This is a genomic window from Methanobrevibacter sp. (assembly GCF_017432245.1).
Classification (GTDB): Archaea; Methanobacteriota; Methanobacteria; order Methanobacteriales; family Methanobacteriaceae; genus Methanobrevibacter.
This window is the reverse complement of sequence record NZ_JAFRJO010000041.1, coordinates 18,644-29,389: the sequence shown is the minus strand read 5'-3', so window position 1 is coordinate 29,389 and position 10,746 is coordinate 18,644. Positions and strand designations below refer to the sequence as shown.

The 10,746-nt window shown below is 29.6% G+C and carries 11 protein-coding genes; 4 read left to right on the top strand and 7 right to left on the bottom strand.

What is annotated here, in order from left to right:
• Nucleotides 1–472 precede the first annotated feature (472 nt).
• The 4 genes from IJI80_RS03685 to IJI80_RS03670 all read left to right on the top strand — a co-directional run bounded on the left by IJI80_RS03685 (nucleotide 473) and on the right by IJI80_RS03670 (nucleotide 3,444).
• Nucleotides 473–850 (top strand): 30S ribosomal protein S8e, encoded by a 378-nt coding sequence (locus IJI80_RS03685; protein WP_292787740.1) that lies wholly within the window; start codon nucleotides 473–475, stop codon nucleotides 848–850.
• A 254-nt stretch (nucleotides 851–1,104) separates the two neighbouring features.
• On the top strand, nucleotides 1,105–2,115 hold the full coding sequence (gene hypE, locus IJI80_RS03680; RefSeq protein ID WP_292787738.1) for a hydrogenase expression/formation protein HypE: 1,011 nt from the start codon (nucleotides 1,105–1,107) through the stop codon (nucleotides 2,113–2,115).
• A gap of 90 nt (nucleotides 2,116–2,205) precedes the next feature.
• Nucleotides 2,206–2,649, top strand: a complete 444-nt coding sequence (locus IJI80_RS03675) for an RDD family protein (protein ID WP_292787736.1) — start codon at nucleotides 2,206–2,208, stop codon at nucleotides 2,647–2,649.
• A gap of 102 nt (nucleotides 2,650–2,751) precedes the next feature.
• Nucleotides 2,752–3,444 carry a Dna2/Cas4 domain-containing protein gene (locus IJI80_RS03670; protein WP_292787735.1) on the top strand — a complete coding sequence of 231 codons (693 nt, stop codon included), beginning with the start codon at nucleotides 2,752–2,754 and terminating at the stop codon, nucleotides 3,442–3,444.
• Nucleotides 3,445–3,549: 105 nt separating this feature from the next.
• Here IJI80_RS03670 and IJI80_RS03665 read toward each other — a convergent pair whose 3' ends face one another.
• The 7 genes from IJI80_RS03665 to cobA all read right to left on the bottom strand — a co-directional run bounded on the left by IJI80_RS03665 (nucleotide 3,550) and on the right by cobA (nucleotide 10,696).
• The gene (locus IJI80_RS03665) at nucleotides 3,550–4,377 is read right to left on the bottom strand and encodes a MarR family transcriptional regulator (RefSeq protein ID WP_292787733.1); all 828 of its coding nucleotides are present in this window, start codon (nucleotides 4,375–4,377) and stop codon (nucleotides 3,550–3,552) included.
• Nucleotides 4,378–4,610: 233 nt separating this feature from the next.
• Entirely contained in the window at nucleotides 4,611–6,095 is a 1,485-nt protein-coding gene (locus IJI80_RS03660) for a DHH family phosphoesterase (RefSeq protein ID WP_292787732.1), read from the bottom strand.
• A 10-nt stretch (nucleotides 6,096–6,105) separates the two neighbouring features.
• Entirely contained in the window at nucleotides 6,106–6,432 is a 327-nt protein-coding gene (locus IJI80_RS03655) for a signal recognition particle subunit SRP19/SEC65 family protein (protein WP_292787730.1), read from the bottom strand.
• A gap of 165 nt (nucleotides 6,433–6,597) precedes the next feature.
• Nucleotides 6,598–7,689, bottom strand: a complete 1,092-nt coding sequence (locus IJI80_RS03650) for a glycosyltransferase (protein WP_292787742.1) — start codon at nucleotides 7,687–7,689, stop codon at nucleotides 6,598–6,600.
• An 88-nt stretch (nucleotides 7,690–7,777) separates the two neighbouring features.
• Nucleotides 7,778–8,554, bottom strand: coding sequence for a uroporphyrinogen-III synthase (locus IJI80_RS03645; RefSeq protein WP_292787728.1), 777 nt, complete (start codon nucleotides 8,552–8,554; stop codon nucleotides 7,778–7,780).
• A 335-nt stretch (nucleotides 8,555–8,889) separates the two neighbouring features.
• Nucleotides 8,890–9,606 (bottom strand): DUF4013 domain-containing protein, encoded by a 717-nt coding sequence (locus IJI80_RS03640; RefSeq protein WP_292787726.1) that lies wholly within the window; start codon nucleotides 9,604–9,606, stop codon nucleotides 8,890–8,892.
• Nucleotides 9,607–9,982: 376 nt separating this feature from the next.
• Nucleotides 9,983–10,696: a uroporphyrinogen-III C-methyltransferase gene (gene cobA, locus IJI80_RS03635; protein ID WP_292787724.1), complete on the bottom strand. Its 714-nt coding sequence runs from the start codon at nucleotides 10,694–10,696 to the stop codon at nucleotides 9,983–9,985.
• Between the last annotated feature and the right edge of the window lie 50 nt (nucleotides 10,697–10,746).

Sequence of the window (10,746 nt, the reverse complement as noted above, 5' to 3'; positions counted from 1 at the left end):
TTTTTTATTTCTATTTTTATTTTAATTTCCATTTCTATTTTTATTTTAATTTCCATTTCTATTTTTATTTTAATTTCCATTTCTATTTTTATTTTAATTTCCATTTCTATTTTTTAATTATTTTTCAATTTTAAAGGTCTGAAAAATAGTTACCTTTATATATAGTTTTGAATATAAATATATACATTCTTATTTTATCTTGCAGTAAGAATCATTAATTAACTTGCTTATTTATGAGAATTTATTCTCATTTTAAAAAAATAAATCAAAAATAAATTTTAATAATTATTTAAAAAAATTATTATTAAATTTATCTCTTATCAAGCAAAGCGGAAGCTTGTTTTTTGAGTTTCATATTTTAGAAAAATTATTCCATTAGATTACTTTATGTAAATTTAGCTTGAAAATCTTTTGGAAATAAAAAATTTAATAATTACATAGATTACGGAAAATAATATAAGGAGATATTGTTATGGCTATTTGTCAAGGAAAATCAACCAGATCTCCATCTGGTGCTAGAAGAGTTGCAAACCGTGGTAAAAGGAAATCTGAATTAGGTAGAGAATCTGCAGAAACCAGATTAGGTGAGAAAAAATTAAGAAAAATCAGAACCCGTGGTGGAAACGAAAAACACAGATTAGCATTTGAAAACCAAATCAACGTTATTGATGCTGACGGTAAAGCTCACACTGTAGAAATCTTAAACGTAATTGAAAACAGTGCTAACCCTAACTACGTAAGAAGGAACATCATCACCAAAGGGGCTATTGTAGAAACCGAATTAGGTCACGCAAAAGTTACCTCCAGACCTGGTCAAGATGGTGTTGTTAACGGAGTTATTGTAGAATAATTTTATTATTCTATCTTTTTTTATTTATTCTTATTTTAACACTTTTTACTATTTTTACTACTTTTAGTTTTTTTACTATTTTTTTAAATCATTATTTTGATTTTAATTTTTTTATAAATTGGAAATACTTATTTAATATTAATTAAATATATTATAATGTTATAAACTATTGAAGATATTTAAAAATCTTTAAAAAAGTTTAGTTATTTAAATTGCTAATTATTTATTTTAATTATTTACATTAAGGAGATAAAATGAAAATAGGAATGTCACATGGTGCTGGTGGAGAGGTTATGGGAAACTTAATCTCACAAACCATTCTTAATAATTTATCAAAAAAATCAGTTGAAGGAGGATATGGTTTAGATGCATTAGATGACGGTGCTACAATCCCTCTTGGCGATTATGAAATTGTTGTAACAACTGATGGTCATACTGTTAATCCATTATTCTTCCCTGGTGGAGATATAGGAAGAATTTCAGCTGCAGGAACTATCAATGATGTTTCTGTAATGGGAGCAAAACCTTTAGCTATTTCAAATGCTATGATTTTGCAAGAAGGTTTTCCAATTGAAGATTTGGATAAGATCATTAAATCTTTAAGCGATACTTGTGAAGAAGCTGATGTAGCTGTTATTACTGGGGATACTAAGGTAATGGAGCAAGACAAACTTGATGGTATTGTTATTGTAACCACAGGTATTGGAATCGCTAAAAAAGGAGAAGTTATTAAAGATTCCACTTTAAGTGTTGGAGATAAGATTATCATTACAGGTAGTGTTGGAGACCATGGAATGAGTTTAATGTCCTTTAGAGAAGGATTTGGTTTTGAAACTGAATTGAAATCTGATGTAGCTCCAATGTGGGGAATCATTTCCAAAGCTCTTGAAGTAGGTGGAGTCACCGCTATGAAAGACCCTACCCGTGGTGGCCTTGCTAACTGTATCAATGAAATGGCACGTAAATCCGGTGTTGGAATCATGCTTAAGGATGATGCAATTCCAGTTAAGGAAGCAGTTAGAGCAGCTTCTGATATGTTAGGTATTGACCCATATGAAGTGGCTAATGAAGGAAAAGTTTTAATGGGTGTAAAGGCAGAAAAGGCTGAAGAAGTTTTAGCAGCAATTAAAACTGACAAATACGGTAAAGATGCAGCTATTATTGGCGAAGTTATTGATGATGATAAAGTATTGATTGAAACAGGAATTGGTGGAGTAAGAATTTTAGAAACCCCTATAGCAGATCCTGTTCCAAGAGTATGTTAAATAGATTTTAAATATTTAAGATTAAGTTTTAAAATTAAGATTAAAAATTTAAGTTTATGATTAAATAATAATTAATCAGATGGTGATTTGATGGACTTATTCGGTAAAAGAGTTGTAGCATATATCCTTGATTTCTTTGTAGTTTCTGCTTTTATGTGGATTTTATCTTATTTCGCATATTTCTTTATAAACTACTTCTATATGTTCCAAATTTACCATTATTTTGTATTCATTCTTCCAATTTTAATTTTATTGTATTTTACAATTTTAGAGAAGAATTTAGGTGCAACTGTTGGTAAAAGGTTGATGTTTATTGAAGTTAAATCAGTAGTGCCAAGAAGGGGAAGACTTGGAAGAGATTACTCCATAACTTATTCTCAAGCATTGATAAGATCTCTTTCAAAGATTTACTGGTTCCCAATCATTTTTGATGTAATTCTTGGAAGAATTACAGGTAAAACAAGACTCTTGGATGGAATTACAAGAACTACAGTTATTGAAGAGGATACTGATGTGTTTTTCAGTAGAAGATAATTTTTAATTATTTTTATTGTTTTTATTTTTTCTATTTCTAATTTTTTTAATATTTAGTTTATATTAGGTTTTTTAAGATATTTTTATATTAATGGGGATTTTATGGAAAATAAATTTATTATAGATGAATATAATATCTTAGATTTTGAACTTCATGAAAATTATAAGATGGTTCGGATTATTGATGAAAAAGCTAATTTTCCAATAAGCTGGCTAAATACTCAAGGATACTGCGAATACAGTTTGTATCTTGAATATTGTCAAGGAGTTAGTACAGCACCTACTCGCGAGATGGTTGAAGGAACTCATGGGCATGCTGTATTAGAGGAAAAATTTAAGGAAACAGCTCAGCCATCAACTTTCCAGGATGCTTTTGAATTGTCTAAGGAAGAGGAAATTTTATCCAGGGAAATGTTTGTTATTGACACAGAAGATGGAATTCGCGGTTTTATCGATGAAGTTCGCATGGGTCCTGATAAGATAATCATTATTGACGATAAACCTGGAAATAGGGCTTATCCATCAACAATTAATCAAGTTCGTGCTTACTGCTTAGCTTTTAAAAACATGATTGGTGATGATAACCGTACAATCATTGCTGCATTAAGGCAAAGGGGAACAGATAACATATTTTGGAGCGAAGAATTCAATGAAAGCAATGAACAGAACATTAAATACACAATCAATTTTTTACATAGGTTAATTGATGATAAAAGAGACCCAATCCCTACTAAAAACCCTAATAAATGTAGAAAATGCAGATTCCAAAGTTATTGTGAAGAAAAAGCTATTTAATTACTAAATAGTTTTTTGCTCTTTTTTTAAAAATAGTTTTTTTTTGCAATGAGTAAAGTAGTATAAAAAAAGAAGAGAATTTAAAAATATATTGAAAATATATTCTTAAATTTCCATATTTGATTTTTTAGCGTCTATGACTTGATAAGGAACATTAGCATCTTCCAAGTCTTTTGCTATGTTTTTGCTCATGTCTCCTATTGAAAGAATCAAGACATTTAATCCTTTTCTAACTGCAGATTGAGCTGCTTCGCTCACTCCAAATTCAATGTCTACAGGAATATTTAAAGCATCAGCTATTACATGTGAAGTAGTTCCAATTGCTGCAACCTTGTCAATTGAGCTTAATCCATAGTTTTCATATTTTCCATCATAGATTTCCTTAATTAAATCAATATCAGTTGATCTTGATCCTCCTTGTTTTATTGGAGGCAATGAGATTATTAGGATTTTGCTTTCTTTGATTTCAATAATTCCTTTTAGATTGGTTAAAGGAACATCAAATCCTTTTTTAGTGTCCAATATTACATCAGCATAAGCATCAGTCTGTGCATTGATTGAAGCGTATAATCTGCCATCTTCCATATACAAACCTACTTCGTCACCTTCCTTCAAGTCTTCCTTAGCTATTGCTGGCCAGGTAGATTTATAATAGGTCATGGTTTCAAGAACACTGTCAGAATACTTTCTTAAGGTTATTGCATCTTTTTTGACTTTAGCAATTCCCTTTTGGGTAATCTTATATGGTGCTCTACCATCTTTTGATGTAATGTATTCAAGTTCAGTCAAGATTTTTATATTTTCAGAAACCGCTTGAATTGTAATTCCTAAACGTTCAGCTAAATCCTTTTGCTTAAGATTTGGTTCTTGCTTAGAGATTTCCCCTAAAATTTGAAAATGAGTCAATGCCCCTCTTTTTTGTAAGATTTCCATAATAATCACTTCTGTTTTTTATTGAAAGAATTAATTATTTTCAGTTAATAGTTATTTTGTCTCTTTTAATATTTAAAGTTTATTTTAGTTTTTTATAAAGTCTATTTGAATGTAGTTTTTTTTTAAAAAATTTTATTAAAAAAATAGTTTTAAAATGAGTATAAATAAAAGTAGTCTTAATAAATGCATATATAAAAAAATAGTATTAAAAATAATAAATTGGTATTGAATGATTAATCAAGTACCAATTTTCCTTCTAATTTTTCGTTCATTGAATTTATAAATTCATCTCTTTTTTCCTTAGGTATGTATGCTCCACAAGCAACATCATGGCCTCCTCCATTTCCTCCTAAGTTTTGAGCAACTTCCCTAATGATTGAACCGAAATGAACTCCATCATATGCCAATAGTTTAGAGCAGCGAAGTGAAATTTTTAAATCTTCATTTTCTTCACTTACCTGTGTAAATGCAATCATCGGTTTTCTCCAATCTCCATGACTTAGAGACATTCCAGCAATTGTACCAACAACATTGCTCCTTATTCCATCACCATCGAAGTATTGCAAGTTTTTCTTTTGAATTATTGGCTTAGATTTTCCAATTTCTTCTACATTTGTCCTTAAGTAGTACCTGTGGTCTTTTGAAATTTCGGCGAGTTCATCAAGAACCACTGCCCTATTGCTTTCAATATCCATTGATAAATTGTTTTCATTTATGATTTCATTTCGCTTTATAGTTAAATCCAATAGTTTTAAAGCAACTTCCGGCCTTTCATTTCTAACACATGCATTCATAGCGGTGGAAAATTCAGATGCATCCCTTAAGAAAGTATATTTTTCTTCATTTGCAAATTCATAGCTTTCGCCCATGACTAATTTTGGAGCATGAATTGCATATCTGCTAGGGATTGCTCTGGTAATCATATTGATTAATTCTTTAATTAATTTGAATTTGTCTTCTTGACTTAAATCGCAGGCTCTTATGGATGTGTCATTTTCAGGGTTTCTAGTGTTTATATCAAGTCTTTTTAACAAGTCCAATGCCTTATTTTGATCATTTGTAATTTCCAATATTACATCGCTGAAATATGACAATGCAACAAACAGAGGTCTTGTTTGCCTACCATATAATGATAAGTCATTTTGAATTACTTTCAATAATCCCTCTTCTTCAGCATCTTTGATGATAGTTCTGTTTAAACCTTCCAGTCTGCCGGTTTTACCATTCTGTATATCTCCAATAGCAGCTAATATTCCAATCCAACTCAAATCCTTGAAACCAAACTCTTTAGCAAGAAGATAACAAAGACCTCCTCCGCAAATTTCCTGGGAACCATCTATTCCATGAAAAATGGGATTTATTTCTAGATAAGTATAATCTACTGTATCACAGTAATTAATGTCTCTTAGTGGAGGATGGTGATCAAGAATAAGTATTTTAGAGTCTTCAGTTGCATTTTTATCAACCGGCTGTCCAGATCCTAAATCTGAGAATATTGTTAACTCATGTTCTATAGGGACATTTTCCAAAACATCTAAGTTAACAATTTCAATTCCAAAATCCTTTTTTCCAATCTTCTTTAAAATGCCTGATAAAATTGCTCCTGAGGATATTCCATCACAGTCAGTATGGCTATAGATTTTTATATCATTTGAAGTTTCTATGAGTCTTTTTGCTTCTTCATATCTTTTTTTCATTTCTGGTGGTATGTTTGTCATTTTAACGCCTTTATTTTCTTTTTCCTTTTTTATTTTTTTTATTGGATCTATTTGCTTGTTTAGTTTCTCTCATTTGCTTGATGGTGTTTGATAAATTGATTAGAATTTCCTTTTTGCTGTCATCACTGCTGATTATGACTCTTCCAGATTTATTATACCATTCTCCTGGATATGCCCTATCCTCTTCAGCATAGTATTTGTATCTTAATTTTTGAGTTGCCTTAATGATTTCCTTAATTCTTGGTTCAGGGATGGCATACTCTTTAGATATTTTTCTTCCTTCATTCAATGATTTTTCGCAATCAAGATATATTGGCCAAATCATAACATCTTTCATATTTTCACCTCTTTAAGTTTTTTCATTCTTTTTCTTACTTATAATATGTTAGCATAATATTTAAAAATTATTTATTTTAAATAATTTTTTATATTTTTCATTTTTTTCTGATAACTCATTATGATGATGTGTTTATTTTTTTTATTTTATTTTTTATGAAAATGATTAGGATTTGATTTTTAGCAATGTGTTAATAAGTTTAAGAATTAACTTGTATTTCAATCCACTTCCATTTCCATTTTCCATTAATTTTATCTCATTAAGGAAAACTTTATTTTCTTCTTTTGAATTATCTCTGCTTAACCACAGCTTAATCCAATTTAATAGATAAGGATTCAAGAACAGATTCTTATTTTTGATATCATATTCATCGCAAAGCTGGCTAGACATTCTATAAGCTTTTATGGAATCGTAAACTAATCTGAAATTAATGTTTTTTGTAATGGATTTCTCTTCATCTTCCAATCTCATGAAATAATTGTAAACAATCTTATCATTCAGGAACAGAATTCCATTTTCGCTTTTAAAATAGGATTCCAATAGGAAGTTCAAGTCTTCAGCAGATATGCAGTCTGGAAATTTAATGTCATTGCCTTTTATTAAGTCTGCATTGTATATTTTAGTCCAAAATGATGGCAAAATTTTTAGAATAACAATTTCATCCTCATTTTCCGCTTTTATGTCTTTAATAAGTATTTCCTTATTATTTTCCTTATTTATGGGCTTTCCATAAAAGAAACGACTTATGATATTTTTCCAAATAAAACCTAAAAATCCATCCAATTCAGATCCTTCCACCAAATCATCCAGATAATCATCATATGGATCTTCCAAACTATCTATGTAAGGGGTGTATGATTTTCGTATAACACCCTTTTCCACGTAATGTCTCAAGTATCTTCCAAATGCAATGTCACAATCATATTCTCTTATTTTATTGTATAAAGTTTCGCATGCATCCAATGGAAAAGTGTCATCTGAGTCAATGAACATAATATATTCTCCATTAACACGGTCTAATGCAATATTGCGGGGACCAAATGCTCCACCCATATTTTCCAATAGGTGTATTGACTTAATTGTTTCCTTATTGGTTTCGGCATTGATTCTTGCCTTATACTCTTCAATGATTTCCTTTGTATTGTCAGTGGAATGATCATTTGCTATAATTATCTCTAGGTTTTCAATCCCGATGCTTTGCTTAATGACAGAATCTAAAGTAATGGGAAGATATTTCTCTCCATTGTATACCGGTATGATTATGCTTATCTTAAATTGGCTTATAGAAATTCCTCCTTTACTTAGATTATTAATTCATATTATTCAATTTATAAAAATCATTGTTTTAATTTTGATTGTTCAATTCCTTAAACATCAAGTCAATCATGTCTTTCACTGTGTATCTTTCAGGATAAATGTGCTTTACATTGTACTCATCAAGTATTTTTCCAGTTATTGGTCCAATAGCTACAGTAAGTGTTGAGCTTGATAATTTTTCAACCAATTCATCCTTTTGATTATCTTTAGCTGTCTTGAATAGATTCACTACAGTTAATGGGCTTGTAAATGTTATCCCATCTATCTTTTCTTCTATTATTTCTTGGATTAAGTTTTCAATATCAGTTTTGTTTTCTGGAATGACTGACTTATAGCTTTCTGCCAAGATGACTTCAGCCCCCATATTTTTAAGTTCTTCAGGTAAAATAGTCCTTGCAGAAAATGTACGAGGGACTCCAACAATTTTATTATTTAAGTCGATTCTTTTAAATTCTTCAATGAGTCCTTCAGCAGTATAATCTTTTGGTATGATATCTATATGGAGTCCTTTATTCATAGCTACTTCTGCAGTTTTAGTACCTATAGTTGCAATTTTGCAGTCTGAATTTAAGCTTTCAACAAAGTTTGGATAAAACTTGAAAATGGAGTCAATTGAACTTACTGATGTAAATATTAACCAGTCCAATTCACCGAATCTGCCTATCAACTCCTTTAATGAATCGGTATTTTCCAGTTTCAATTCCAATGTTGGCACTATAACTGCTTCTCCTCCATAGTTTTCTATGAATTCCTTTGCAGCTTTGGATCTTTCTTCAGGTCTTGTAACAGCTATTCTCTTTACCATATTTCCACATCTTAAGATTATAATTAATTCGTGTTTTTTAATTATTTGTTATTTTATAAAACTTATTTTAATACTCCTAAAAATTTGTATAAGTTTGTTTAAAATTATATATGTATGAAAATATGTATAAATTTTATCTATTTAAAAAATTTGTTATTTTTCATTTTTTTAGAGAAGAAAGAAAAAGTCATTTTCAGTTTTGAATTATAATTTAAAAATAGTCTTTAAATATTTATAGAAAATTAGTTTTAATTTTTTTTTAAAAAAAGAAAAAAGAGAATATTAAGAGAATCAACTCTCAATATTTGAAAAATTTTAAATCAGGTTTATTTGACTTATGCGTCAGAATATAATAAACCAGTTGCTCTGTGACCGAAGAAGAATGTGTATGCTCCAACGATTGCACTTAAAATTGCACTAATGAATGAACCGATGTCACCCATACCACTGAAGATTCCAGCAATAAAGCTTAAAATAAATGCAATAATCGCTACAATGATAATAACAATTAATACTTTGAAAATACCAATAGCTTGAAGATCTTTAATTGCTTCAGGAATATTTAAAGCTTCACCTAATGATCCAGTGTTTGCTAATCTGCATTCTCCCATGATAAGAGCCAATCCAAATACAATGAATAAGATTAAACCAACAATTACTCCTAAAGTATCGTTTATTGCGGATAATAACATCATAACAATGATTGGAATGATAAAGTATACAATAGTTACAATTAAGTATTTAATACCTGCGATTACTTGTCTTGCGATATCAATTTCAGGAGCAGCATCATTTCTGTCAATACCTAATTTTACAATGTCTAATCCATATCCATCAACTAATAATGCGATTAAAACTATGAGAATCATTCCGATTAATCCTATAATTCCACTTGCAAATACTTGATTAGTTTCTTGACCTGCAACTAATCCTACACCTGTAAAGATTGCAATTAATGCAATTACGAACATAATCACTATATAAATTAATAATGATTTAGTGTGGTTTAATGGGTAACGAATTGCGTCACTAATAATTTCACCGATTTCCATAATTAAACACCTCTTTTTTTAAGTAATTCACTCATACACTTTAAAGTATATTTGAGTCAGTATTAAATTTCTCTTTAATAATATATAAATGTAATGTCTTTTTTAGCTTATTTTTTCTTTATTTTGGATTTAAAATAATGATTTAATCTAATTTTTTATTTAATCTCAATTTAGTTATGTTTTAAAAATTTTAAAAATAGAATTTTATTATTTTAGTTTTTTAATTAAAATAATTCTTTTTTCAAAGTATTACTAATTTTGATTTATGATATTATTTTATGAAAAATAGTTCTAGTTAAAGTTTGATAAAAGTTTTAGAAAACTTAAAAAAATAGATTTAAGTTTTTGAATAATAAAAAGAAGATAAATTAAAGGATTATTCAATTCCTTTAATCTCTTTAAATACATTAATCACATCACCGATGACAAGAATTGCAGGTGTGTTGATTTCCTTGTCAGCTATTGTTTCAAGTGTTCCAAATACGACCCTTTCATTTGGAAGTGTTCCGCTTTCAATAGCACATGCAGGAGTTTTAGGGTCTCTGTATTTCATGATTTCTTCAGTGTTTTCCTTGATGTTTCCGATTCCCATAAGGATAATCAAGGTATCTGCAGTGTAATCCCATTTAACTTGCTTGTCCTTTTTGGTTGGGTCTTCATGACCTGTAACAACTGTAAATGAGGTTGCAACTGCCCTATGGGTTATTGGAAATGCCATGCTTGTAGGTGCGCCGATAGCTGAGGTGACTCCTGGAATAACTTCAAAGTCTATATTTTCCTTTGCAAGAGCCAATAGCTCTTCTCCACCTCTACCGAATACAAATGGATCTCCACCTTTCAATCTGATTACATTTTCATGCTCTTCAGCTTCTTCAATGATCAATTGATTGATTTCATCTTGTGTCTTATAATGCTCTCCAGCCTTTTTACCTACATAAATGAGTTTTGCATCTTCTGGAGCATGCTTCAATATCTCTTCATTAGCAAGATAATCATATAAAACAACATCTGCTTTGTTTAATGCTTTCACAGCTTTTAAAGTTATTAAATCAGGGTCTCCGGGACCTGCACCTATTAAATATACTGGCATGTTATACTTCCTTAATTTATATTTTTAAAATGAGTTTGTAAAATTTTATT

Excerpts from the sequence above, each read along its gene's own strand:
- IJI80_RS03685 (WP_292787740.1), top strand. The coding sequence starts at position 473 with ATGGCTATTTGTCAAGGAAAATCAACCAGATCTCCATCTGGTGCTAGA.
- hypE (WP_292787738.1), top strand. The coding sequence starts at position 1,105 with ATGAAAATAGGAATGTCACATGGTGCTGGTGGAGAGGTTATGGGAAAC.
- IJI80_RS03675 (WP_292787736.1), top strand. The coding sequence starts at position 2,206 with ATGGACTTATTCGGTAAAAGAGTTGTAGCATATATCCTTGATTTCTTT.
- IJI80_RS03670 (WP_292787735.1), top strand. The coding sequence starts at position 2,752 with ATGGAAAATAAATTTATTATAGATGAATATAATATCTTAGATTTTGAA.
- IJI80_RS03665 (WP_292787733.1), bottom strand. The coding sequence starts at position 4,377 with ATGGAAATCTTACAAAAAAGAGGGGCATTGACTCATTTTCAAATTTTA.
- IJI80_RS03660 (WP_292787732.1), bottom strand. The coding sequence starts at position 6,095 with ATGACAAACATACCACCAGAAATGAAAAAAAGATATGAAGAAGCAAAA.
- IJI80_RS03655 (WP_292787730.1), bottom strand. The coding sequence starts at position 6,432 with ATGAAAGATGTTATGATTTGGCCAATATATCTTGATTGCGAAAAATCA.
- IJI80_RS03645 (WP_292787728.1), bottom strand. The coding sequence starts at position 8,554 with ATGGTAAAGAGAATAGCTGTTACAAGACCTGAAGAAAGATCCAAAGCT.
- IJI80_RS03640 (WP_292787726.1), bottom strand. The coding sequence starts at position 9,606 with ATGGAAATCGGTGAAATTATTAGTGACGCAATTCGTTACCCATTAAAC.
- cobA (WP_292787724.1), bottom strand. The coding sequence starts at position 10,696 with ATGCCAGTATATTTAATAGGTGCAGGTCCCGGAGACCCTGATTTAATA.